This is a genomic window from Rhodococcus oxybenzonivorans (assembly GCF_003130705.1).
GTDB classification, from domain to species: domain Bacteria; phylum Actinomycetota; class Actinomycetes; order Mycobacteriales; family Mycobacteriaceae; genus Rhodococcus_F; species Rhodococcus_F oxybenzonivorans.
In genome coordinates, this window is sequence record NZ_CP021354.1 from 2,490,259 (window position 1) to 2,514,406 (window position 24,148).

19 protein-coding genes are annotated in these 24,148 nt (G+C 66.0%); 11 read left to right on the top strand and 8 right to left on the bottom strand.

Annotation, left to right across the window (positions count from 1 at the left end; genetic code table 11):
• Nucleotides 1-66 precede the first annotated feature (66 nt).
• Nucleotides 67-750, bottom strand: a complete 684-nt coding sequence (locus CBI38_RS11905; protein WP_109329079.1) for a TetR/AcrR family transcriptional regulator — start codon at nucleotides 748-750, stop codon at nucleotides 67-69.
• Between the two features lie 335 nt (nucleotides 751-1,085).
• Here CBI38_RS11905 and CBI38_RS11910 point away from each other — a divergent pair, with 335 nt between their 5' ends.
• Complete coding sequence (locus CBI38_RS11910) at nucleotides 1,086-2,555, top strand: MFS transporter (protein WP_109329081.1); 1,470 nt, start codon at nucleotides 1,086-1,088, stop codon at nucleotides 2,553-2,555.
• A gap of 75 nt (nucleotides 2,556-2,630) precedes the next feature.
• Here the strand turns inward: CBI38_RS11910 and CBI38_RS11915 are convergent, their stop codons facing one another.
• Complete coding sequence (locus tag CBI38_RS11915; RefSeq protein WP_418328323.1) at nucleotides 2,631-2,864, bottom strand: hypothetical protein; 234 nt, start codon at nucleotides 2,862-2,864, stop codon at nucleotides 2,631-2,633.
• 376 nt (nucleotides 2,865-3,240) lie between these two features.
• Here CBI38_RS11915 and CBI38_RS11920 point away from each other — a divergent pair, with 376 nt between their 5' ends.
• The 10 genes from CBI38_RS11920 (at nucleotide 3,241) to CBI38_RS11965 (ending at nucleotide 15,519) form a co-directional block, all read left to right on the top strand.
• Nucleotides 3,241-4,848 (top strand): class I adenylate-forming enzyme family protein, encoded by a 1,608-nt coding sequence (locus CBI38_RS11920; RefSeq protein WP_230990157.1) that lies wholly within the window; start codon nucleotides 3,241-3,243, stop codon nucleotides 4,846-4,848.
• Nucleotides 4,849-4,858: 10 nt separating this feature from the next.
• Complete coding sequence (locus CBI38_RS11925) at nucleotides 4,859-5,629, top strand: enoyl-CoA hydratase/isomerase family protein (protein ID WP_109329085.1); 771 nt, start codon at nucleotides 4,859-4,861, stop codon at nucleotides 5,627-5,629.
• Nucleotides 5,630-5,651: 22 nt separating this feature from the next.
• On the top strand, nucleotides 5,652-6,746 hold the full coding sequence (locus tag CBI38_RS11930) for a Zn-dependent alcohol dehydrogenase (protein ID WP_109335016.1): 1,095 nt from the start codon (nucleotides 5,652-5,654) through the stop codon (nucleotides 6,744-6,746).
• A gap of 34 nt (nucleotides 6,747-6,780) precedes the next feature.
• The gene (locus CBI38_RS11935) at nucleotides 6,781-8,238 is read left to right on the top strand and encodes an aldehyde dehydrogenase family protein (protein WP_109329087.1); all 1,458 of its coding nucleotides are present in this window, start codon (nucleotides 6,781-6,783) and stop codon (nucleotides 8,236-8,238) included.
• A 111-nt stretch (nucleotides 8,239-8,349) separates the two neighbouring features.
• Nucleotides 8,350-10,014, top strand: a complete 1,665-nt coding sequence (locus CBI38_RS11940; protein WP_109335017.1) for a flavin-containing monooxygenase — start codon at nucleotides 8,350-8,352, stop codon at nucleotides 10,012-10,014.
• The gene (locus tag CBI38_RS11945; protein ID WP_109329089.1) at nucleotides 10,011-10,385 is read left to right on the top strand and encodes a hotdog fold domain-containing protein; all 375 of its coding nucleotides are present in this window, start codon (nucleotides 10,011-10,013) and stop codon (nucleotides 10,383-10,385) included. The genes CBI38_RS11940 and CBI38_RS11945 overlap by 4 nt, the downstream gene beginning before the upstream one ends.
• Before the next feature lie 5 nt (nucleotides 10,386-10,390).
• A complete protein-coding gene (locus tag CBI38_RS11950; RefSeq protein ID WP_109329090.1) occupies nucleotides 10,391-11,689 on the top strand; it encodes an NAD(P)/FAD-dependent oxidoreductase in 1,299 nt (432 codons plus the stop codon).
• A 33-nt stretch (nucleotides 11,690-11,722) separates the two neighbouring features.
• The gene (locus CBI38_RS11955) at nucleotides 11,723-12,418 is read left to right on the top strand and encodes a transporter (RefSeq protein WP_109329092.1); all 696 of its coding nucleotides are present in this window, start codon (nucleotides 11,723-11,725) and stop codon (nucleotides 12,416-12,418) included.
• A gap of 42 nt (nucleotides 12,419-12,460) precedes the next feature.
• Complete coding sequence (locus CBI38_RS11960; protein WP_109329094.1) at nucleotides 12,461-13,843, top strand: flavin monoamine oxidase family protein; 1,383 nt, start codon at nucleotides 12,461-12,463, stop codon at nucleotides 13,841-13,843.
• A gap of 83 nt (nucleotides 13,844-13,926) precedes the next feature.
• Nucleotides 13,927-15,519 carry an AMP-binding protein gene (locus CBI38_RS11965; RefSeq protein ID WP_109329096.1) on the top strand — a complete coding sequence of 531 codons (1,593 nt, stop codon included), beginning with the start codon at nucleotides 13,927-13,929 and terminating at the stop codon, nucleotides 15,517-15,519.
• Between the two features lie 49 nt (nucleotides 15,520-15,568).
• Here the strand turns inward: CBI38_RS11965 and CBI38_RS11970 are convergent, their stop codons facing one another.
• The 6 genes from CBI38_RS11970 to aceE all read right to left on the bottom strand — a co-directional run bounded on the left by CBI38_RS11970 (nucleotide 15,569) and on the right by aceE (nucleotide 24,025).
• Complete coding sequence (locus CBI38_RS11970; RefSeq protein WP_109329098.1) at nucleotides 15,569-17,002, bottom strand: acyl-CoA carboxylase subunit beta; 1,434 nt, start codon at nucleotides 17,000-17,002, stop codon at nucleotides 15,569-15,571.
• Between the two features lie 94 nt (nucleotides 17,003-17,096).
• Nucleotides 17,097-18,347 (bottom strand): KasA/KasB family beta-ketoacyl-ACP synthase, encoded by a 1,251-nt coding sequence (locus tag CBI38_RS11975; protein ID WP_109335018.1) that lies wholly within the window; start codon nucleotides 18,345-18,347, stop codon nucleotides 17,097-17,099.
• Nucleotides 18,348-18,355: 8 nt separating this feature from the next.
• Complete coding sequence (acpM, locus tag CBI38_RS11980; RefSeq protein WP_109329100.1) at nucleotides 18,356-18,667, bottom strand: meromycolate extension acyl carrier protein AcpM; 312 nt, start codon at nucleotides 18,665-18,667, stop codon at nucleotides 18,356-18,358.
• 108 nt (nucleotides 18,668-18,775) lie between these two features.
• On the bottom strand, nucleotides 18,776-19,693 hold the full coding sequence (locus CBI38_RS11985) for an ACP S-malonyltransferase (RefSeq protein WP_109329102.1): 918 nt from the start codon (nucleotides 19,691-19,693) through the stop codon (nucleotides 18,776-18,778).
• 127 nt (nucleotides 19,694-19,820) lie between these two features.
• Nucleotides 19,821-21,092 carry a PucR family transcriptional regulator gene (locus CBI38_RS11990; protein ID WP_109329104.1) on the bottom strand — a complete coding sequence of 424 codons (1,272 nt, stop codon included), beginning with the start codon at nucleotides 21,090-21,092 and terminating at the stop codon, nucleotides 19,821-19,823.
• A gap of 80 nt (nucleotides 21,093-21,172) precedes the next feature.
• Nucleotides 21,173-24,025 (bottom strand): pyruvate dehydrogenase (acetyl-transferring), homodimeric type, encoded by a 2,853-nt coding sequence (gene aceE / locus CBI38_RS11995; RefSeq protein ID WP_109329106.1) that lies wholly within the window; start codon nucleotides 24,023-24,025, stop codon nucleotides 21,173-21,175.
• Nucleotides 24,026-24,148: the final 123 nt, after the last annotated feature.

Here is a 24,148-nt window from a genome sequence, read left to right on the forward strand (position 1 = left end):
CCAGGAAAGACGGTCGGCCGCCACCGAACGGTGGCGGCCGACCACTACTTTCAGGTCAGCGCGGTTTCACTCCACGCCCACCCAGGACACGAGCGAGCGCATGGCTTCCTCGGGCGAGGCCGCCTTCGGGGCCGGGGCCGCAGGCGCGGGGGCATCGCCGAGGTGGGCGGCCATCCAGGCGTCGAGCACACCGAGGGTGAGTTCGATCTGTCGCTCCGCCGCTGTGGGGTCGGTGAAGACCAGCCAGTTGAGTGCGAATCCGTCGGACAACGTAGACAGAATGTAGGTCAGTTCGTCGACGGTGTCGGAGTCGACCGACTGGCCCGCAGAGGTCGCCGCGGCCTCGAGGATCACCCGTATGGTCGCGAATGCCTCGTTGTACACCATCTTCGCCTGCTCGCCCTCCTGACGCTGGCCCCAGCTGATCAGCTCGACGATTGCCGCGCCGAAGTCCGGATTCGCCAGGTACCACTCCATCACGCCGCGCAACAGGGCGCGTGCGGTGGTCGTCACGTCATCATGGACATCGTTGCGTATCAACACTTCTCGATACAGTCGCGCGACGTGTTCGAAAACCGCCGCGAACAGTACCTCCTTCGTGGCGAAGCAGTAGTGCAGCGTGGCCAGCGGAGCGTTCGCCTCCTGCGCGATGCGGCGTGTGGTGGCGCCGTCGACCCCTTCGGCGGCGATCACGCGCACGGCCGCCGCCACCAGCTCGGCGCGACGTTCTGCAGCGGGAATGCGAGCCATGCCCCCTCCTGTCAACAGATTTGAACGGATGATCAAGTCGGTTCCACGTTACCAGTCGGAACGGTAGGCGGGCTGTCATAGTTGCCTGAAGAACCGTCGTGAGGCGCGTGCACGACATGAATCAATAGTCATATGCCTTGATCAGCCGACTCACTTTGGCTCACGGTATGAGCCGGATCACAGAGGCGGGGTCGGCGCACTCCGATGCGACCAACACCGGTTCCGAAGGACCAGACCCGTCATGACCGACGAACTCACGTGTCTCACTCCGACGCCGAAGCCATGGTCGACCTGATCATGCGAGACGGCGGCGTGATCATCGAAGGAAGCAATTTATGACAGAGATCCACCCGCAATCCGGACCCGGCCGTCCGGGGACTGCTCGCCCCGCGCCGAACAAGGCAGTGCTCATCGGTGTCGGCACGCTGCTGATCGTCCTGACCAACGCGGTCATCTTCATCCTGCCGCCGCTGTTGCCGATCATCCAGGCGCAGTACGGCCTCGCGACCGTGGCCGAGACGACGTGGCTATACACGGCGCTGACCCTCGGCGGGGGAGCGGGCTTCATCTTGCTACCGCGTCTCGCCGATCTGTACGGCGACCGTAACGCCGCGGTGGCGGCGTCCACATTCCTTGCCGTCGGTGCGCTCGTTCCGGCTGCCGGCGACTCGTACTCGACTCTTCTGGTCGGCTGTATTCTCATGGGATTCGGGGGCGCGGCGCAGCTGCTTCCGCTCGGTTTTCTGCGCCGCAATCTCGGTGCGGACGGCATCACGGTGGGTGTCGCGGTTCTGGTCGTCGCCACCGGTGTCGGCATCGTCGTGGGCATGATCGGCGGTGGCTTGATCGTCGAGAGTCTTTCGCTGCGAGGCTTTTTCATCATCCTCACCATAGTGTGCGCAGTGACGGCCATTGCGTGCCATGCCGTGATCCCACACACCCCGCCTGCTGAGCGTTCCGGCCGCATCGCGGTACTCGGCACGGTGTGGATGATCGCTTGGGTCGCCGCGATCCTGTTGACTCTGACGCAAGGCCTCGTGTGGGGCATCGCGGCACTCATTCCGTTGATAGCCGGCATCGTCGGGGGCATCGCCTGGGTGCGCGTCGAGCGCCGCTCGACCTCCGCGGTGTTCGACGTCGCACTGATGAAGGCGCCTTTGGTCACCGCGTCGTGCGTGTGTATCGCATTGTTCGCCGCGGTGAACTCGGCCTTCCTGCTGCTGCTCAGCACGTATGCCCAGATCACTCCCGAAAATCTTCGTCCAGCGGACGCCTACGGACTCGGGCTCAGCGCGCTGCAGACCGGCTGGCTCATGGCACCTTTCGCGGCGGCGTTCTTGATCCGCGGAACCGTACTCGAACGTGCCTTGTTCAACGGCCGTGGTGCGACCGTCTTTGTCATCGGAGCGCTCATCAGTGCATCGGGGCTGACCTGGCTCGCCGTCGCGCACGGCCAGCAGTGGCACTACCTCGCGGGCGCTGCCGTCATGGGTCTCGGAATCAGAATCGGCTACGCAGCGGGGTTCACCATGGTGCAGATGGCAGTGCCCGAGGAGAAAGCCGGGATGGCGGCCGGTATCGCCGGCACGTCCATGGCTGTGGGTTTCGCCTTCGGTACGGCACTGGTCAGCGCCGACCTCGGCGCCTCCTTGGTTCCGGTGGTCGGAACCGGTCTCGACGTCGCTGCCAAAGGTCTCTACGGCATCGGCTACTGGTTATCGGGACTTCTCGCTCTGCTCGTCGTGGTGACCGTGCTGGTCTCACGCGCCCGCTCCGGTCGGCGCGTCTGCGCTGCCGCATCCTGAAAGTGGCTGGGTCGATCGCCGCCCCAGACCGTGCGCGATGATTCGTGCGGGCAGCCGCTGCCGTGGCGCTCACTATCACTCCACGCTCACCCAGGACACGAGCTTGGCGGGTGAGGCCTGCGAGGGGTGGGCGGCCGGTCCGGAGGTGTTGTCGAGGTGGGCGGCCATCCAGGCGTTGAGCACACCGAGGGTGAGTTCGATCTGTCGTTCCGCCGCTGTGCGGTCGGAGAACACCAGCCAGTTGAGCGCGAATCCGTCCGACAATGTGGATATGTTGTAGGTCAGTGCGTCGATGGTGTCCGGGTCCAACTTCTCGATACTGTCCGGCGTCGGAATCGAAGACCGCCGCGAGCTCGGCGCGACGTTCAGTGGCGTGGATGCGAGCCATGCCCTCTCGTGTCAACAGATCTGAACGGATGATCAAGTCGGCTTCCGGTTACTGATCAGAACGGGCAACCAGCCGCCATATCGGCGCGTAAACCGACCTCTGGGTGAGTGACCCTACTTGTCATAGTCAGTTGCCTTGATCATTTGACTATGTTCTTCTAGGCTATGACCGAGACCACAGTCCGGCACCATCGGTGATCGGAAGGGTCGCGGGCCTCGAGCTCACCGCGGATGCGCCGTCACGACGAGAGATCGCGAGCTGCATCCGCATCGCACCCGACAAGCGTGAAGGATGACCATGACCGGAGTCGAATCAGTTCCCCGGGACCGCGCGATCGCACTCGATCGCATGGCTGTGGACCCGCCGATCGACACCGTCGTCGGCCTGCTGGCGGTCCAGGCCGCCCGCTGTCCCGACCGCGAGTTCCTCCGGTTCGCGGAAGGGTCATGGACATTCGGCGAAATCGATGACTGGTCCTCGCGCCTGGCGCACCGACTCGTCGCCGAAGACGGGGTGTGCGCAGGCGATCGGGTCGCGATCATGTTGCCCAACGTGGTGCAGTGGCCGGTCGCCTGGCTTGCGATCCTCGGGGCAGGCGGCGTCGCGGTGCCGGTGAACTCGTCTTACCAGCGCGCAGACCTCGAATTCGTGCTGCGGGACTCCGGCGCCCGGGTGATGTTCACCGACGCCGCGCACACCCCGCTCGTCGAAGAGGTGCGCGTCGCCAATGACGATCTGGCCGATGTCCGGATCGTCGAAGTCGGTGCACGCAACGAGGTCACGCAGTATCCGGCGGAGAGGCCGGGGGTTGTCATGTCCGGCGAAACCCTCGCGAACCTCCAATACACCTCAGGTACAACTGGATTCCCCAAAGCCTGCATGCTCACCCACGATTACTGGACCCGGCTGGGCTGGGTCTGCGCGAACGCAACCGGCCTCGGCCCCGACGACGTGGCGCTCACCTCGCAGCCGTTCTCCTACATGGACCCGCAATGGAACACCTCGTTATGCCTCACGATCGGCGCGCCACTGGTGGTGCTTCCCCGGTTCTCCGCCTCCGGTTTCATGGCCGACGTCCGAAAGCATCGGGCCACGTTCTGCTACGTGCTCGGTTCCATGCCCACGCTGCTGTTCAAGCAGCCGCCCAGCCCCGAGGACCGCGACAACGACCTGCGGATCGTGCTGTGTTCTGCAATCCCCATCGGTCTGCACGAGCAGCTCGAACAGCGCTGGGGCGCACCGTGGCGGGAGATCTTCGGGATGACCGAGAGCGGGGTCGACCTGGTCAGCCTGCCCGAGAGGATTGGTGATGTCGGCAGCGGACGGCTGGGTCAGCCGGTTCCCACCAAACAGGTCCGGGTGGTCGACCCCCAGGGCCGGGAAGTCGCCGACGGCGAATCCGGCGAACTGATCACCTCCGGCGCACCGATGATGCTCGGCTACTGGAACCGGCCCGAGGACACCGCGCGCACCCTGCGCGACGGCTGGCTGCACACCGGTGACGTCGCCGTTCGTGAGGCGGGTAGCTATCGCCTGGTCGGCCGGATCAAGGACATGGTCCGCCGCGGCGGGGAGAACATCGCCAGCGCTGAGGTCGAACGCGTCCTCGAACGTGACGACACCGTCGTTGCGGCGGCAGTGGTCGGCGTCCCGGACGAGCTGTTCGGCGAGGAGGTCAAAGCCTTCGTGCAGCTGGCACCCGGCGTCGAGGAGAGCCGCGCGACCGCAGAGCACATCGTTGACGGCGCGCGAACCCAACTGGCGCGCTTCAAGGTTCCGCGTTACGTCGAGTTCGTCGCCGATTTCCCGCGCACGCCGTCCGAGCGGGTGTCGAAGCCTGCGCTGAAGGTTCGCGCCACCGAGCATCCCGGCACCACCTACGACCTGCAACCCGCGCGTGCCTGAGGAGCCAGACATGACCGACCGCTACCTGGACGTGCACATCGACGACGATGTCGCGGTGCTCACGCTTAACCGCCCAGCGAAGCTGAACGTGGTGGACGTGGCCACCCGGGTGCTGCTCGCGCAAACGATCCGCCGATTCGGTGCGGGTGATCTCGTCCGCGGGATCGTCCTCACGGGCACCGGGCGGGCATTTTCCGCCGGGGAGGACCTGCAGGCGGTGCCGATCGACTACGACGAGATTCGCGAAGCCTTCGCGACCTTCCACGACATCACCCGGGCAATTCTCGAGACGAAGGTCCCCGTCATTGCCGCCGTCAACGGTATCGCGGTCGGCGGTGCCTCGGAGATCACGCTCTGCTGCGACTCCCGGATCGGCAGCCCCACCGCCGAGTACTACCAACCGGAGAACCACCGCGGGATCATTATTTCGAACGCTGCCAGCCTCCTGATGGGCCGGCTGGTGCGCAATCACGCGATGCGAATCATTCTCGGCTCCAGCCGGGTCGGCGCGGACGAGGCCCTGCGAATCGGGCTGCTCGACGAGATCACGGCCCCAGAGGCGCTCGTGGACCGCGCGGTCGAGGTGATCCGGCAGTGGAACTCCGACCCTCGTATCACCGCGCTGCACCTGGGTTTGCTGCGGCCGCGCCCCGAAGACATCGAGGCCGCGTTCGCCCGTGAAGACGACGCCGCCCGCCAGTCGTGGGAGTCCGGCGCCTTCAGTGAAGGCATCGAGGGCTTCTGGACATCGAAGAACGCGGCGCCGTCGGCGTCGCAATAGTGCAATCGAGATCGGAGACATGATGATCACCACCGAAGCAGCTGTCCTCACTGCGGTGAACGAACCGCTGCAATTCACCGAGATCCAGGTCGACGACCCGGAGCCCCACGAGGTCCGCCTCGCCGTCTCGAATGTCGGCCTGTGTCACAGCGACCTGCACTACATGACCGGTACCGTGAGTGCCGACCTGCCTGTGGTCGTCGGGCACGAGGTGGCGGGCGTCGTCGAGTCGGTCGGCTCCGAGGTCACCTCGTTGCGCCCGGGCGACCGCGTCGTCGGCGCGCTCACGCCGTCGTGCGGGTTGTGCCGCAACTGCCAGGTCGGGCATTCGACGCAGTGCCAGCGTGTCGCGCTGATTCGGCAGCGGCCGCGCCCGGCTTTCCAGCTGCCGGGGGGACGCGTCGTCGAACGACTCGGTGACGTCGGCGCGTTCTCCCGCCACACCCTGATGCGGGAGAACTCGCTGGTGAAGGTTCCCGACGAGGTGGGACTGCATGTCGGGTGCCTGCTCTCGTGCTGCGTCATCACCGGTGTCGGCGCCGTGTTCCGCGCCGCCCAGGTCCGCCCCGGCGCCACCGTGGCCGTGATCGGTTGTGGTGGCGTCGGGTCGGCCATCATTCAAGGGGCGCGGCTCGCGGGCGCCTCGGCGATCGTTGCCGTGGATCTCGACGAAGCCCGGCTCGCGGCCGCGCGGACCTATGGTGCCACGCACGTCGTGAACGGGGCGGCCGATGTCCCTGCCGAGATCCGGAACGTGCTCGGCGACGGGGTGGACTACTCGTTCGAGGCCGTCGGCAACGCGCGGACCGCGGCTACCGCGCTGGCGATTCTGCGGGCCACGGGCACCGCATGCCTCGTAGGTATCGCGCCCGACGGCACCGACCTCACCCTCCCTGCGTCGGACTTCTTCTTCGGTGAGAAGCGCCTCATCGGTTCCTACATGGGCTCCGGCCAAGCACACGAGGACATCACCCAGTTCGCCCGCTTGTACCTGCAGGGTCGGCTGCTGCTCGACGAGATGGTCAGCGACGTCATCCCGTTCCACGAGGTCGACAAGGGCTTCGAAGCGATGAAATCGGGAGAGGTAACCCGCATCGTCGCCGACCTCACCGTGTGAACCCCGCCCCATACGAGCACCCAAGGAGCCCCAGATGGCGAATCCGCAACTGTCTCAGCCAGTCAACTACATTGCCGACGAGTGGTCCGAGTGCCGGACGATCCCGGACGCGTGGAATCTCGACCCCAACACCGGCCAACCCGTCCACCGGGCCGTCACCACAACTCCGGACGACGTGGAGCGCGCGCTGCGCCATGCCGAACAGTCCTACGGCTTCGAACGCTGGGACGACGCGGCGAGCGAGGAACGTGCGGCGGTCATCGAGCGCGCAGCTGAGATCGTCGAGACCCGGATCGAGGACATTGCCCGGACCGATGCCCTCACCAGCGGTGTCCCGATCGCGAAGGCCCGGATGGTCGCGGAGTTCCTCCCGCACAGGATCCGCTCGTCCGCGGCGGAGATACGCGCCATTCCGCGGCGCACGGCGCTGGCGGCCGGCGGCCGCGACGTGCGGCTGTACAAGGTCCCGTGGGGGCCCGCGGCCATCCTCACCCCATGGAACGGTCCGAGTTTCATTCCCGCCGCGAAGATGGTGAGTGCGCTGGCCGCCGGGTGCCCTGTCATCCTCAAGCCCTCGGAGCACGCGCCGAGCAGCGCCCAGATCATCGTCGAGAGCTTCGTCAAAGCCGGACTGCCCGCGGGCGCGCTGCAGCTCGTCCACGGCGCAGGAGACGTGGGCGCGGCGATCACCGGTGATCCCCGGGTGAAGGTCGTCTCCTTCACCGGTGGCCCGACCGCGGGCCGGGCGATCGCCCGCGCGGCCGCGGAAGACTTCAAGGTGCTTCAGCTCGAGCTCGGTGGCAACAATCCGGCCCTCGTCCTGGACGACGCCGACATCGACGTGGCCGCCGACGGGATCCTCGAGGGGATGACCAAACTCAACGGTCAGTGGTGCGAGGGCCCCGGCAAGGTGCTGGCGCACAGGAGTCTCGTCGAGCCGCTCCTCGACGCGCTGCTCGATCGCATCTCCCGCATCGAGATCGGGCACTCTCTCGATGAGACCACGCAAGTGGGCCCCATCTCGAACGCGCCGCATTTCGCCACGCTGCAGAGCCGGATCGAAGGGCTGCGGGCACACGGCGCGACCATTCATCAGCCCGCACAACTCCCCGCACTCGACGGATTCTTCCTTTCGCCCACCGTCGCTACGGGAGTCGATGCGTCGGTAGCGACCGCCGAGCTGTTCGGGCCGATCGTCAGCCTGCACGCCGTGGGATCCGACGAAGACGCACTGCGCGTCGCCAACGCCGACCCGTCGGGTCTTGACGCCTACGTGTTCGGCGGCGACCTGGACCGCGCCATCGAGGTCGGATCCCGGGTGCTGTCGGGCGAGGTGCGCGTGAACGGCGCCAAGGTCGCCGATCTCGCCGACGGTTCGGCACAGAGCTTCTGGGGCACGTCCGGAATCGGCGGTCACGCCCCCGGCGAGTCCGTCCGTGTGTTCTGCGGCGACCGAGTTGTCGGGGTCGATTCACCCCACCTTCCGATGTAGCGACCAGGACTACTTTCGCGTCACCTCTTGACTGTGACCGGGACCACTGGTCTACTGAACTGAGTCAATTGATCGAGTCATATGATCACCAAGACGAAAGCGGCAAATTCCATGAACTTCCCCTCCACCTCGGATCCCGGGATCGTCGATGTCATCGGCGTCGGCGCCGGCTTCTCCGGCCTCTACCTCTCGCACCGGCTCACGAGCGCGGGGTGGACCTTCGCGGGATTCGAGGCCGGACCCAGCGTCGGCGGTACCTGGTTCTGGAACACCTACCCCGGCGCCCGCTGTGACGTCGAGAGCATCTACTACTCGTACTCGTTCGACGAGGCGCTCCAGCAAGAGTGGACGTGGAGCCAGCGATTCGCGCCGCAGGCCGAAATCCTCAGCTACATCGAGCACGTCGCCGACCGCTTCGACCTGCGTAAGCACTTCACGTTCAACACCCGAGTGGTCGGCGCAACATGGAACGCGGCCGACCGGCTGTGGGAGGTACAGCTGGACAACGGTACGACGCGCCGCAGCCGCTACCTGATCTCGGGCGCCGGCGGCTTGTCCACCCCCAAGGACTTCGACGTGCCGGGCCTCGAGAACTTCACCGGACTCCAGGTATCCACCAGCCGGTGGAATATCTCACTCGACGACCTCGCCGGCAAGCGCGTCGCCGTGATCGGCACCGGATCCTCGGGCGTTCAGGCCATCCCCCTGATCGCGGAGGTGGCCGAGCATCTCACGGTGTTCCAGCGCACCCCGAACTACGTGATGCCCGCACGCAACGCCGACCTCCCCCCGGAGCAGGTCGCCACCATCAAGGACGACTACCCGGCGATCCGCGAGGAATGCCGGCACTCACCCGGCGGCATCCCCGACCGCCCCGTCACCGACAACGCCTTCGACGTCTCGGACGAGGAGCGTCAGCGGCGCTACGAGGAAGCCTACGAGCGCAGCGGCTTCCAGGGCGTCGGCGCCGAGTTCGCCGACCTGCTCACCGACGCCGAGGCGAACCGGACCGCATCGGAATTCATCCACGGCAAGATTCGCGAGATCGTCAAAGACCCGGCCACCGCAGAGCTACTGGTGCCCAAGTACCACCCGCTGGGCGCCAAACGCAGCGTCTTCGGCACCGACTACTACGAGACCTACAACCGGCCGAACGTGTCGTTGGTATCGCTGCGCGACGAGCCGATCGAGACCATGACCGCGAATGCGATCGTCACCTCGAAGGGCGCCTACGAGGCGGATGCGGTGGTCCTTGCCATCGGATTCGACGCCTTCACCGGCCCGCTGTACGGCCTCGGCCTCACCGGCGCGTCCGGCCAAAAGCTTCAGGAGACCTGGCAGGACGGCGTCCGCACCTACCTCGGGTTCATGACCACGGACTTCCCCAATTTTTTCATGGTGGCCGGCCCTCTTAGCCCCGCGCTGGCGAGCAACGTGGTGGTCACGATCGAGCAGGCCGTCGACTGGATCGCCGATCTCATCGAGCACGCCCGCGACTCCGGTGCAACACTGATCGAGGCCACTCCCGAGGCCCAGAACGACTGGGTGGACATCACCGAGGGGACCGTCGCCCAGACGCTGTACGCCACGACCGACTCCTGGTATCGCGGCTCCAACGTCGAGGGCAAGCCCAACACCTTCATGGGCTACGTGGGCGGCGTGGGCAAGTACCGCCGGATGTGCACCGAGATCGCCAAGCGCGGTTACCCGGGTATCCAGATCGACGGCGAAGCGCAGTCCCGCACCCTGGGCCCGATCCATCAGGAGATCTCATGAGTAAGGCCGTGCACCGGCGCTATGTCGCCTTCTCCGACGCGCACTATGCCGGAAACCTGGTCGACGGTGCCTTCGCCCTGAAGTTGTTCGGTGACGTCGGTACCAACCTGTCGATCGAGATCGACGGCCACGAGGGGCTGTTCGCGGGCTACTCGTCCGTCGAGTTCCTCGCCCCGGTCCGCGGCGGCGACATCGTGGAGGCCGAGGCCACGCTGGTGAAGAAGGGCAACCGCAGCCGCACAGTCGATTTCGAGCTCCGGGTGATCTGCCGCGGTTCCGACGACACCGGCCGCTCCCAAGTTCTCGAATCGCCGCTGGTCGCGGTCCGCGCTCGCGGTACCGCAGTCATCCCTGCAGATGGAACGGAGTAACGACGATGAAGCTGATCGACGACACCGGTTGGGCCGCGACGCCCGCCACCGCCGAACCATCCCTGATCGGTGACATCGACTGCGACGTGGTGATCATCGGCGGCGGCGGGGGCGGCATGTCGGCCGCACTGCGCCTCGTCGAGAAGGGTGTCGACACGGTACTCCTCGAGGCGAAGACTCTCGGCTGGGGCGCGACCTCCCGCAACGCCGGATACATCACCAACTCCATCGCCGCCGATCCGGAAATGCTGGGCTTCCTGCTGAAGCGCGAACGGCTGCGCGACCTCTACCGGTACGCCGAGAACGCGGTGCACTTCGCCGAAGATGCCATCACACACCACGGGATCGACTGCGGCTACCAGCAGGAGGGGATCGTAATGGCCGCCGTGTCCAAGGGTCAGCTGCGGCACGCACGCCGCAACGCGAAGGTCATGGCCGCGGCCGGATCGTCGGCCGAATTCGTTGAAGGTCGCGCAGCAGGCCTCCCGGACGGCTTCCTCGGCGGAGTGCGTGAGGGCGTCGGCGGCACGCTCAACCCGGGGGAGTTCGTGCTCGGTCTGCGGGCCGCGACGATCGCGGCCGGCGTGCGTGTCTACGAGCACACCCTCGCCCGCGACGTCACGGACACCGGCGGCGGGGTCACCGTCGAAACACCGGACGGAAGAATTCGGGCTCGCAAGGCGCTGCTGACCACAAACGCCAACAGCAACGGCTTGTCCATCGCACCGAAGCACCTCGCCAGCCCGGTGTGGACGTCCCTGGTGGAGACCGAACCCGTCGCACCCGAGCGACTCGACGAGATCGGCTGGACTAGCCGTGCCCCGATGGTCACGCTGCACATGATCATCGAGAGCTACCGCATCACCCCGCGGGGCACGATCGTGTTCGGCACCCGCCGCGTACAGACCGGGCGCAACCCACTGCCCGACCGCACCCCGGCGCGGAACGTCGCAGACGATCTCGTCCGCGGATTCCACGACAGATTCCCGGGCCTGCGCGACGTCAAGCCGCAGCAAGCATGGGGTGGCTGGATCGGCATGAGCTCTACCTGGCTCCCTGCCGCCGGCGAGGCCTCTGACAATGTGCTGTACTCGCTCGCCTGCAACGGCCACGGCTTCGCCCAAGCACAGTACGTGGGCCAGCTGCTCGCGGACCGCATCGGCGGCGCGCCGCTGCACGACGACTTGGCGGCAATCTGGCACGGCCGCAAGCGCTTCTGGCCCAGCCTCGTCAGCGGCCCCGCGCTGTACGCGGCCTGGCTCGCCGACCGCGCCTCCGACCGCCTGGCAGCCCTCACGAACTAACCACCGGCGCAAGCCACCTTCCAAGGAGAAATAATGTCCATCAGAGAACTGCTCTTCGCGGTCGCGGACATCTGGATGATCGCCGTCGGATTCACCTACGGCATCAGGTTCATCCGGAAGTACAAGAATTACCTGCTCGGCATCGAGTGGATCATCGTCGCGACATCGGGTTCGAACTTCCTGATCTACGGTCTCCTGAAGGCTGGTCACGACAGTCCGATGTACGCCTTCGCTTACTTCCTGGACGCCTTTTCTCGATCGATCGGTATCACCCTCATCTTGGTCCTGGGGCTGATGAAGGTCACCCACCGGTACAAGCCCTCCGCGGCGGTGGACATCGGCGCGTTCGCCCTTGCAGGTGTGGTGGGCTTTCTCCTCAGCCAGTTCGCGGAGGAGATCGGTCTGCCCGGCAAGATCTTCTACATCGTGGTCAACGTGCTCACCACGATCTTCCTGATCTACTTCGTCAAGCGGCTGTGGAACATCGGCGAGCGCGGGCACGCCATCTCGGCCGCCGTCGCCACCGCCTGCGGCTTCGTCATCGCTGCGACCTACGACTTCGTCCACATCCCGGGCGACGACGCGGAGCACACGATTTTCTACATCTTCGCACTGTCCACGTGGGGCTTGCAGATGTTCACGTACTACCGCGCCTACCGAGCGTTCGACGCCTACAACAAGCGCGTCGATGCGCGGGCGGTCAGCGGCAGCGCTCCAGCTACGGCCTGAGCGGTCGGACATTTCCTCGTGATCGAGAGTCAGGAACCGAAAATGACAACGCACGACGTGCGTGAAGAGGCCACCGAGGTAGTCGTTGTCGGCGCCGGAATGTCGGGGCTGATGGCGGCTACCACGCTGGCGCCGGAGACCGGCGTAGTCGTGCTCGAATCCACCGATCGCACGGGCGGACGAGTCGAGACTGTCCGTCGGGGTGACTACTGGATCAATGTCGGCACCCAGTTCACCGAGGGCACCGGCACGCTGATCGATGCCCTCGACCGGCACGGCATCGAGATGGGCTCTCTCGCAGGCAAGAGCATCGCGCTGTACTTGAACGGCGGGGTGGTCGACACCTCGAACCCCGTCGAGCTCATGTTCCGCACGAGGATGACCATGATGGACCGTCTCGGCATGGCCGTCATCGGTGCCCGCATCCTTGCGGTTATGCCGTTCCTGGAGTCGGAAAGCCGTATCGCGCATCGGGTTCGCGCGAAACTCGACACCAGGCTGGCGTCGTATCTACTGAAGGGTGTCCGATCGAAACTGGCCGCCGCCGTCGTCCGGTCGTGGTCGGCACAGTGGATGGGATGCGAGGTGGAGGAGACGGCCGCCACCCAGTTCGTGACTTCCGTCGGTCTCGCGCTGGCCGACCCGGAGAAGATCCCGAACTTCTCGCTGCCAGTGGGGGGCAACCAGACGTTGACCGACGTGCTGACGGAAGATCTCGGTGACCGGATCCGGTTGAACTCGGTGGTGCACTCGGTGCGGCAGGACGGTGGCGGCGTGGTCGTCGACTACCACGACGGTGACCGACCGGTGCGGCTGCGGGCAAAGCGCGCGATCGTGACCGCACCCGCCGACATAGCCGAGCGAATCATCCCGAATCTCCCGCAGCAGCACCGAAACGCTTTCAACGACATCACCTACGGCCGGTACGTCATAGTCGGATTCTTCACCGACGAAGTCGGTCCGCAACGCTGGGACGACTACTTCGCTGTCTCGACGCCGCAACTGTCGTTCCAGGCGATGTTCAACCACGCCGCGGCGATGCGGAACGGCGACGACCGTAAGCCGGGTGGAGCGCTGGCCTGTTTGGCCGGCGGCGCTCACGCCGACGCGTTGTTCGACCTCCCCGACGAGGAGATCGTGTCGCGATTCGCGAAGGACCTGCTCGCAGTGTTCCCCGAGCTGGAAGGGAAGCTGGGCGAGGGCATTGTGCGACGGCATCGTCGGGTCGTGCCCTTCTGGGCGCCCGGACGGAGGAACTCGCTTCCCACGTTGCGTGATCCGCTCGGCAGCATCTACCTCGCCGGCGACTACCAGCTCGATCTGCCCTCGCTCGCCGACGCAGCGACGTCGGGTGAGCGAGCGGCGAAGGACGTGCTGGCGAACCTGAGCAGCGCGGGGATGCAGGGCGTTCCGCAACGTCCTTGAATCAGCTCCCGTCCCAGCGCGCCCGGCAACCGGACCGCGATACCAACACCCCACTGCTGCAACATTTCGAGGGAGAGGCCCCAGTGAGCTTCAAGAGCCCGTTTCCGGACGTCGAGATTCCGAACCTCAGCGTCTACGACTTCCTCTTCGGCCAGGTCGATGCGGCCGAGGGGGATCGGCCGGCGCTGATCGACGGCGCTTCCGGTGCGGTCACCACCTATCAGGGGTTGATCGCCCAGATCAACTCGGTTGCGGGGGCGCTCGCCGCCCGCGGGCTGGCCGTCGGTGAGGTGGCGGCGTTGCATTCGCCGAACGTGCCGGCGTTCGCGTCGGTGTTCCACGGGATCCTGCGGGCCGGTGGGGTCGCGACCACGATCAACGCGTTGTACACCGCCGAGGACATCGCCAAGCAGCTCACCGACTCGAAGGCGAAGTTCCTGTTCACCGTCTCCCCGCTGCTGCCGCAGGCCAAGGCCGCGGCCGCACAGGTCGGGATCCCGGCCGCGCACGTGATCGTGTTGGACGGCGCGGACGGGCACCCGTCACTGCAGGATCTGCTGGCCGAAGGGGCGCCGGCGCCGGAGGTGTCGTTCGACCCGGCGACCCAGTTGGCGGTGTTGCCGTATTCGTCGGGCACCACCGGCCGGCCGAAGGGCGTGATGCTCACCCACCGCAACCTGGTGGCGAATGTGTGCCAGATCGACCGGCCGATCGGGATCGGTGCCGAGGACAAGCTCCTCGCGGTGTTGCCGTTCTTCCACATTTACGGGATGACGGTGCTGCTCAACGCGGCCCTGCGTAAGCGGGCCGCGCTGGTGACGATGCCGAAGTTCGACCTGGTCGAGTTCTTGACGATCGTCGCGGAGCAGAGGTGCACGTATGTGTTCATCGCCCCGCCGGTGGCGGTGGCGTTGGCCAAGCATCCGCTGATCGATCAGTACGACCTGTCGAGTGTGCATTCGATCTTCTCCGGGGCCGCCCCACTGGATCAGGAACTGGGTAAGGCGGTGGCGAACCGGCTCGGGTGCCGTGTGCGGCAGGGGTACGGGATGTCGGAGATGAGCCCGGTCTCGCATGCGATTCCGTTCGACCGGGACGATATTGCGCTGGACTCGGTGGGTCCGACCATCGCGAACATGGAATGCAAGCTGGTCGATCCCGGGACCGGGGCGGAGATCGAGCAGCCGGTCGAGGGGGTCAGCGCGGCGGGGGAATTGTGGTGCAAGGGCCCGAATATCATGGCCGGGTATCTCGGGAACGACGAGGCGACCGCGGAAACCCTGGATGCGGACGGGTATCTGCATACCGGGGACATCGCGACGGTCGATTCGGAGGGGGTGGTGACGATCGTGGACCGGATGAAGGAGTTGATCAAGTACAAGGGTTATCAGGTGCCGCCCGCCGAGTTGGAGGCGTTGCTGTTGACGCATCCGCAGATCGCCGACGCCGCGGTGATCGGGGTGCTCGACGAGGAGGGTGAGGAAGTGCCCAAGGCGTTCGTGGTCCGGCAGCCCGGTGCCGAATTGGACGAGGACGCGGTAATCGCGTTCGTCGCCGAGAAGGTCTCCCCGCACAAGAAGGTACGCAGGGTCGAGTTCATCGACCTGGTGCCGAAATCCGCCGCCGGCAAGATCCTCCGCAAGGACCTACGCGCGAAAGAAGCAGCAGGGAAATAGGTCCTCCGACATGACGCACACCGAGCCGACCGCGGTGTGATCTACCGAATCAGAGCGGGATGTTCTTGTGATCGCCGCGATGCGCGGGGGCGGCCGCGAGGGCTGCGGTGATGACGCTGCGCGTCTTGGCCGGGTCGATCTCCTCGTCCACCACGCCGATCGCGACGGCGCGATCGACACCACCGGCGATGCTTTCGTGCTCGACGGCCAGACGCTCGTGCAGCGCCTCACGCTCTTCTTCGGGAGCGGCGGCGAGCGCACGCTTGTGCAGGATCCCGACAGCAGCCTTGGCGCCCATCACGGCGACCTCGGCGTCGGGCCAGGCGTAGACGGCGGTGGCCCCGAGCGCGCGAGAGTTCATGGCGATGTAGGCGCCACCGTAGATCTTGCGCGTAACGACCGTGACCCGGGGAACCTTGGCCTCGGCGAAAGCGTGGAGCAGCTTGGCGCCGCGGCGAACCACGCCTTCCCATTCCATGCTGACGCCGGGGAGGTAGCCGGGGACGTCGACGATGACGACGAGGGGAATCCCGAACGCGTTGCACAGGCGTACGAAACGCGCCGACTTCTCCGCACTTTCGGAGTTCAGGCAACCGCCGAGGCGAAGCGGGTTGTTGGCGATGACGCCGACCGTGCGGCCGCCGAGGCGGCCCAGCCCGGTGACGATGCTGCGCGCGTAATTGCCCTGCAGCTCTTCGAAGCTCGACTCGCCTTCGACGTTGTCGAGTAGTTCGTGCACGATCGGGCGAACGTCGTAGGCGCGCTTGGCCGACTCCGGCATGAGGGCGCGGAGATCGGTGTCACCGTGTTCGGCTGCGGCCTGGTCGAATTCGCCTTGCTCACAGAACATCGACACGAGGCGGCGCGCCCGATGCAGGGCATCGGCCTCGTCGTGGGCGGCGATGTGCGCCACACCCGACTTCTTGGTGTGGGTGTCGGGGCCGCCGAGGGACACCATGTCGACCTGCTCGCCGGTGACACTGCGCACCACGTCGGGGCCGGTCACGAAAACGCGGGCCTCGGGCGCCATGATGACGATGTCGGTGAGGGCGGGGCCGTATGCCGCTCCGCCGGCGGCGAAGCCGAGTACTACGGAAATCTGGGGGATGCGGCCGGAGGCACGCACCATGGCCTCGAAGACAAGTCCGACGGCGTGCAGCGCCTCGACGCCTTCGGCGAGGCGCGCACCACCCGAATGCCAGAGCCCGACGATGGGGGCATCTTCCTCGAGGGCGGTGTCGATCGCCGTGACGATGTGCTTACAACCTTCGACTCCCATGGCACCGCCCATGACGGTGGCATCGGAGCAGTAGGCGATGGTGCGGACACCGTCGATGTTGCCGGCCGCAGCCAGCACACCGGACTTGTCACGCGGGTGCAAGGGGACGACGGTCCCGGCATCGAACAGCTTCTCCAGACGCGCAAGGGGGTCGCGCGGATCGACTGACGCATCGGACTTCGTTGCGGGTGCCAAGATTGTCATCGCGTCCTCCTTGTAGCGGCCCTGAGGGGCTGTCGATGGGTGGAGACCCCCTGAAGAAGGAGGTCTCCACCCGCGATCTAGCTGGACCGGCTTGTCAGACCCGGCCGAAGGCGAGCGCGACGTTGTGCCCACCGAAACCAAACGAGTTGTTGATCGCGAACTCGATCTCGCCGTATCGGGCTTCGCCCTTGACGACATCCAGATCGATTTCTGGATCCTGATTCTCGAGATTCAGCGTGGGCGGAATGACTCCCTCACGCAGACTCAGGACCGTGAGCACCGCCTCGAGCGCACCGACGGCGCCGATCGAGTGCCCCAACGCGGACTTCGGTGCGTACACCGCAGCATGATTGCCGACAGCAGCCTTGATGGCGTTCGCCTCTGCTGTGTCACCGATCGGCGTGGCCGTGGCGTGCGCGTTGATGTGCTGGATGTCCTTCTTCGTCAACCCAGCAGTCTCGATTGCCCTCGTCATGGCCCGCGCAGCGCCCGAACCCGAAGGATCGGGAGCGACGATGTGGAACCCGTCGGAGGTGATTCCCGCGCCCAGCAGACGGGCGTGGATGGTGGCACCGCGAGCCTTGGCGTGCTCCTCGGTCTCGAGAACCATCATTGCGCCGGCTTCACCGAAGACGAAGCCGTCGCGATCCTTGTCGAACGGCCGCGAAGCCGCCTTCGGATCGTCGTTCCGCGTGCTCAGCGCACGCATCATCGCGAAGCTCGCGATCGGCACGGCGTCGAGGTAACCCTCCACACCACCGGCGACGATGATGTCGGCGTCACCCATCACCAGCATGCGGTACGCATGGGCGATGGCCTCGGAACCCGAAGAGCAGGCCGAGACGGGGGTGATGACCCCGGCGCGGGCGCCGAGTTCGAGTCCGACGGTGGCCGACGGACCGTTGGGCATCACCATCTGCACCGCGAACGGCGACACCTTGCGGTAGCCGCCGGCCTTCATCTTCTCGACTGCGTCGATGAGAGCCTCGCCGCCGCCCAATCCGGTGCCGATGACGACACCGAGTCGGTCCTTGTCGACCTCCGGGCTGCCGGCGTTCTCCCAGACCTGACGGCCCAGGACGAGCGCCAACCGCTCGACGAAACTCATCCGGCGAATCTCGACCCGGGACAGCGACTCGTCGGGCGACACCTTGAGCTTGCCACCGATCGTCACCGGAAGGTCGTTCTCGGCGACGAAGGGCTCCTGGATGGTGTCGATGCCGCTCTCGCCGGCCAGCAGGCCCTTCCACGTGGCATCCACATCACCAGCGATCGACGTCGTGGCCGCGAGGCTCGTGACGACGATGTTGGGGAACTGTTTCCCGTTGGTCGAGGCGGAAGTCACGGTTGAGCTCACTCCTCGTCGTTCTTGGCTGCTTCGAGCTTGGCCTTCACGGCGTCAGCCTCGGCGCCGCCTTCGGCTTCGAGCTTCTGGATGTAGGACACGGCGTCACCGACGGTGCGCAGGCCTGCGAGATCCTCGTCGGGGATCTTCACGCCGTACTTGTCTTCGGTCTGAACGGCGATCTCAACCATGGAGAGGGAGTCGATGTCGAGGTCGTCGACGAAGGACTTTTCGATGGTCACCTCGGAGGGTTCAATGCCGGTGACCTCCTCGATGATCTCCGCGAGTCCGGCGATGATGTCTTCCTGGGTGGCGGCCACTGAGTGGCTCCCTTCTGATTCGGTGTAGATGTATCTGGAGTTGTGCGGACGCGTCCCCATCGGCCGCGCCCGCGGGCCCTGCACGCACCCTGAGGTGCGCGCAGCAAACTAGCCGACTTGTGAAAGTTCGGCCAGCGCGGAGATATCCCCCGGGGTCTTGAGTGCCAGAGTCGGCGTACCGCGCATTTCACGCTTGGCGATGCCGACCAGGGTTCCAGCTGGTGGAAGTTCCGCGATCGCGGAGACCTGAGCGGTCCGCAGACTCGCGGTGCACAGGTCCCAACGCACAGGTCGGGTCACCTGCGCAGCCAGCTTAGTCAGTGCGTCGGCTCCGGATGCGACCGGTGCGCCGTCGGCGTTGGAGAGCAGTGTGCGAGTGGGTTCGTCGGGCTTGATCTTGGACGCCGCTTCGGTGACGGCTTCCTGGGCGGGTGCCATGAACCGGGTGTGGAAGGCGCCGGCGACGGGGAGTGCGCGCACCCGTGCTTTCTCCGGTGGGTTGGCGGCGAGCTCTTCGAGCGCGGAGAGCAGACCCGCTGCCACGATCTGGCCGGCAGCGTTTCGGTTGGCCGGCTCGAGGCCCAGCTCTTCGAGGCGGGCGAGGACCACGGTTTCGTCGCCGCCGAGGACGGCGGACATTCCGGTCGGTTCGAGCGCGCAGGCCTTGGCCATCTCCGCGCCGCGGATCGCGGCGAGGGCGACAGCATCGTCTGTGGAGAGCACACCGGCGATAGCCGCCGCGGCGAGTTCCCCGACCGAGTGCCCGGCCGCGATGGCGTCGGCGGGGATCACACCGCGGGTGTCGAGCTCCTCGAAAGCGAGCAAGGCGGCGGCTACGACGAGGGGCTGGGTCACCGACGTGTCGGTAATCTCCTCTGCCGTCGCTGTGGTGCCGAGCCGGACCAGATCGAGGCCGGAAGCCTTCGACCACAGTGCGACACGGTCATGAGAACCCGGCAGCTCCAACCAAGGAATGAGCATGCCGGGAGTCTGAGAGCCCTGACCCGGGGCGAGCAACGAAATCACTCTTCAAGAGAACACCGTCAGGTACGTACTGCGAGATGTCGTTGCGGATGAACCTTTGTCAGCGGATTTGTTGGGTTCCCACAAAATTGCACGTGGGCCCCTCGCATCGAAATTGGACAACCGTTCGTTACAGCGCTGGTTCTCCGAATGGGAAGCCTGTGACTGGTGTTAAACGTGTGATGGGTTCGTTATGGGAACGTGTCAAACGACCGACCGTGGCGGCCACCCGAAGCACGTACGCATCCCTCGGATTCGTCGGATCACGCCCCGTAACTTCGGCGATTCGCTTGAGTCGATACCGCACAGTATTTGGATGAACAAACAGCTGCCGTGCACAAGTCTCAACCGCACCTCCACAGTCGAGATAGGCGTCCAAAGTGTCCGTCAGGACCCCGCCCGCGGCCGCAAGCGGCGCGACGAGATGTTCGTTGAGGGCAGTGACCGCCGCGTTGTCACCGAGCAGCGCGCGCTCGGGGAGAAGCTCGGCGGCGTGGACCGGCCGGGGCGCACCCCGCCAGCCCGCTACCGCCTGCATCGCGGCCAGCGCCTCGACGGCACTGAAGTGGGCTGCGCCCAGCGTCGGAGTGGTCGGACCGATGATCACCGGCTCTTCCGAGAACTTGCCAAGCAGATCCGACATGAAACTCGAGTGCCCCGACCCCTCCTGTAATTCACCGCTGACCACCATCACCAGGCGGGAGCCCTGCACGACCGCCAGCGCCGCACGACCGTGTTTCTGCGCAATGGTGTGCACCGTCCCGACCACGGACACGCGCTCGTCCTCCGGCGGTGTGCCCACGATCACGGTGGCGGGCGCGGTCGCATCCCAGTTGAGGGTTGCCGCCCGCGACAACATGTCGGACCCGGTGTCGCCCCGGACGACCGCATCGACGACGAGTGCCTCGAGCCTGGTGTCCCAGGCGCCGCGGGATTCGGCGGCGCTCGCGTAGACGGAGGCGGCCGCGAAGCCGAGCTCGCGGCCGTACCGGAGCACGGCCTCGGTCAGTGCGATCAACTGCTGGTCGTTGCGGGCGAGGGCGGGAAGCCACTGCTCGAAGAATTCCATGGCCACCCGCACCATGTCGACCGTTTGCCGGAGAGTGAGTCGGCGGGCCAGGTCCTGGGGGATGACCTGGAAAGCGTCGAGGCTGAAGCGGATATCGCTGTCCGGGTCCTTGAGCCACTCCAGAAAGTTGACGACCGCCGTCTGCACGAGGAGCTGCACGTTGGAGCGTTGAGCGGCATCGAGGTCGTCGAAGAAGGGCAGTTGATCCTGCATGGTGGTGACGGCCTCGGTGGAGAGGCGGCCGGAGTACTGCTTGACGCGGCGCAGGAGAGCATCGGGCAACGGATCTCTGGGCTGTCGTCTGCGGGAGACCATCGGGCTCTGCTCGACCATGGTCAAGAACCTACGCTCACCGCCGCCCGAGATGTCCGACGGACACCCGGGCGGCGGTGAGTCGAGGAACTATCTGTCGGTTACGCGCTTCCGGTGTCGGTGTAGGACACCTCCGCGGCGCCGACCTCGTCGATGCGGTACCTCGACGCAGCCTCGACGGCCTTCGACCGGTCGACCGCTCCTTCCCCGGCGAGCGCGCTGAGGACGGCGACGACGATCGATTCGGCGTCGACGTTGAAGAATCGACGCGCGGCCGGACGGGTGTCGGAGAAGCCGAACCCGTCGGTGCCCAGGGTGGTGTACGAGCCGGGGACCCACTGACGGATCTGGTCCGGGACGGCGCGCATCCAGTCCGAGGCGGCGACGAACGGGCCGGCCGCATCGGAGAGTGCCTGCGTGACGTAGGGCAGTGGTGCATCGTTGCCCGGGTCGCGCAGTGCCTGCTTCTCACACTCGACGCCGTCGCGGCGCAGCTCGCCCCACGACGTCACCGACCACACGTCGGCGGCCACACCCCAGTCGTCAGCGAGGAGGTCCTGTGCGCGCAGAGCCTCGGGCATCCCGACGCCGGAGACCAAGATCTGGGCCTTCGGGCCGGAGCCTTCCGACTTCTTGAACAGGTACATGCCCTTGAGCAGGCCCTCGACGTCCAGGTTCTCCGGCTCGGCCGGCTGCGAGTACGGCTCGTTGTACAGGGTGATGTAGTAGAAGATGTTCTCGCCACCGAAACCGTCGACACCCTCGGTGCCGCCGTACATGCGGCGCAGACCGTCCTTGATGATGTGCGCGATCTCATAGGAGAACGCCGGGTCGTAGGCGACGGCAGCAGGGTTGGTCGACGCCAGCAGCAGCGAGTGTCCGTCCGCGTGCTGTAGTCCTTCACCGGTCAGCGTGGTGCGGCCGGCGGTGGCGCCGAGGACGAATCCGCGCGCCATCTGATCCGCTGCTGCCCAGAGCCCGTCGCCGGTGCGCTGGAAACCGAACATCGAGTAGAAGATGTACAGCGGGATCATCGGCTCGCCGTGCGTGGCGTACGAGGTGCCGACTGCCGTGAACGACGCGGTCGACCCCGCCTCGTTGATGCCCTCGTGCAGGATCTGCCCGATCTCGCTCTCCTTGTAGGCGAGCATCAGTTCGGCATCCACCGCCGTGTACAACTGACCGTTGCGGTTGTAGATCTTCAGCGACGGGAACCACGAGTCCATACCGAACGTGCGCGCCTCGTCGGGGATGATCGGCACGATCCGTTTGCCGATCTCCTTGTCCCGCAACAGTTCCTTCATGATGCGGACCAGTGCCATCGTGGTTGCGACCTGCTGCTTGCCGGAACCCTTGCGCACCACGTCGTAGGTCTTGTCGGGCGGCATCGGCAACGGCGCGACGTTGGAGCGACGTTCGGGGAGGAACCCGCCCAGCGCGCGGCGACGGTCGAGCATGTACTGGATCTCGGGTGCGTCCTTGCCCGGGTGGTAGTACGGCGGCATCTTCGGATCTCGCTCGAGCTCCTCGTCCGAGATCGGGATGCGCTGCAAGTCGCGGAAGTTCTTCAGGTCGTCGAGCGTGAGCTTCTTCATCTGGTGGGTCGCGTTGCGGCCCTCGAAGTGCTTACCGAGGGTGTAACCCTTGATGGTGTGCGCGAGGATCACCGTCGGCTGGCCCTTGTGTGCCATCGCGGCAGCGTAGGCGGCGTAGATCTTGCGGTAGTCGTGACCACCACGCTTGAGGTTCCAGATGTCCTGATCGGACAGGTTCGCGACGAGTTCCTTGGTCCGCGGATCGCGACCGAAGAAGTGCTCGCGCACGTAGCCGCCGTCGTTGGCCTTGTACGTCTGGTAGTCACCGTCCGGGGTGACGTTCATGAGATTGACCAGGGCGCCGTCGCGGTCCGCATGCAGGAGCGCATCCCACTCGCGTCCCCACACGACCTTGATGACATTCCAGCCGGCGCCGCGGAAGAAGGATTCGAGTTCCTGGATGATCTTGCCGTTACCGCGGACGGGGCCGTCGAGGCGCTGCAGGTTGCAGTTCACCACGAACGTCAGGTTGTCAAGACCTTCGGTGGCGGCCACGTGGGCGAGGCCACGCGATTCCGGCTCGTCCATCTCGCCGTCGCCGAGGAACGCCCACACATGCTGATCGGAGGTGTCCTTGATGCCGCGGTCGTGCAGGTAGTGGTTGAACCGGGCCTGGTAGATCGCGTTCATCGGGCCGAGACCCATGGACACGGTCGGGAATTCCCAGAAGTCGGGCAGCAGCCGCGGGTGCGGATACGACGGCAGGCCGCCACCCTCGTCGGCGTGGGAGGCCTCCTGACGGAATCCGTCCATCTGCTCGGCCGGAATGCGGCCCTCGAGGAACGCGCGGGCATAGATGCCGGGGGAGGCGTGACCCTGGATGAAGATCTGGTCGCCACCACCCGGGTGGTCCTTGCCGCGGAAGAAGTGGTTGAAGCCCACCTCGTACAGGGCCGCAGAGGACGCGTACGTGGAGATGTGGCCGCCGACGCCGACGCCGGGACGCTGCGCGCGCGTCACCATGATCGCCGCGTTCCAGCGGATGAAGGCGCGGTAGCGCCGCTCGACTTCCTCGTCACCCGGGAACCAGGGCTCGTTCTCGGTGGGGATGGTGTTGACGTAGTCGGTGGATGTCAGCGCGGGAAGAGCGACGTGCTTCTCGCCGGCGCGTTCGAGCATGCGCAGCATCAGGTATCGCGCGCGGGTCGGACCGGACCGATCGAGCAGTCCGTCGAACGATTCCAGCCACTCAGTGGTTTCGTCCGGGTCGATGTCGGGCAGATACGACGCGACACCCTCACGGATGACGCGAACGCGGCCGTCGGAGCCCGGGGTCGCACTGGGGGAAGGTTGGGCCGCTCCGGCGCCGGGTGTGGCGGAATCCGGTTGAGACGCGGGTCCCTGGATCAGGTCTGACAACGTTGCTCCTCATTGTGGTGGGACGCGCGGTGTGGCGTCCTCTCCATGTGATCGGGACCTTGTTAGGTCCGACCCATCTCCTTTATGAAATATGGCGCAACCCCCATCTTTCCCCATCGCGAC

What these genes read in the sequence shown, in the direction of transcription:
- CBI38_RS11960 (WP_109329094.1), top strand. Translation starts at nt 12,461, where the DNA reads ATGACAACGCACGACGTGCGTGAAGAGGCCACCGAGGTAGTCGTTGTC.
- CBI38_RS11920 (WP_230990157.1), top strand. Translation starts at nt 3,241, where the DNA reads ATGACCGGAGTCGAATCAGTTCCCCGGGACCGCGCGATCGCACTCGAT.
- CBI38_RS11930 (WP_109335016.1), top strand. Translation starts at nt 5,652, where the DNA reads ATGATCACCACCGAAGCAGCTGTCCTCACTGCGGTGAACGAACCGCTG.
- CBI38_RS11925 (WP_109329085.1), top strand. Translation starts at nt 4,859, where the DNA reads ATGACCGACCGCTACCTGGACGTGCACATCGACGACGATGTCGCGGTG.
- CBI38_RS11955 (WP_109329092.1), top strand. Translation starts at nt 11,723, where the DNA reads ATGTCCATCAGAGAACTGCTCTTCGCGGTCGCGGACATCTGGATGATC.
- CBI38_RS11950 (WP_109329090.1), top strand. Translation starts at nt 10,391, where the DNA reads ATGAAGCTGATCGACGACACCGGTTGGGCCGCGACGCCCGCCACCGCC.
- CBI38_RS11970 (WP_109329098.1), bottom strand. Translation starts at nt 17,002, where the DNA reads ATGACAATCTTGGCACCCGCAACGAAGTCCGATGCGTCAGTCGATCCG.
- CBI38_RS11910 (WP_109329081.1), top strand. Translation starts at nt 1,086, where the DNA reads ATGACAGAGATCCACCCGCAATCCGGACCCGGCCGTCCGGGGACTGCT.
- CBI38_RS11945 (WP_109329089.1), top strand. Translation starts at nt 10,011, where the DNA reads ATGAGTAAGGCCGTGCACCGGCGCTATGTCGCCTTCTCCGACGCGCAC.
- CBI38_RS11940 (WP_109335017.1), top strand. Translation starts at nt 8,350, where the DNA reads ATGAACTTCCCCTCCACCTCGGATCCCGGGATCGTCGATGTCATCGGC.
- CBI38_RS11905 (WP_109329079.1), bottom strand. Translation starts at nt 750, where the DNA reads ATGGCTCGCATTCCCGCTGCAGAACGTCGCGCCGAGCTGGTGGCGGCG.
- CBI38_RS11935 (WP_109329087.1), top strand. Translation starts at nt 6,781, where the DNA reads ATGGCGAATCCGCAACTGTCTCAGCCAGTCAACTACATTGCCGACGAG.
- CBI38_RS11990 (WP_109329104.1), bottom strand. Translation starts at nt 21,092, where the DNA reads ATGGTCGAGCAGAGCCCGATGGTCTCCCGCAGACGACAGCCCAGAGAT.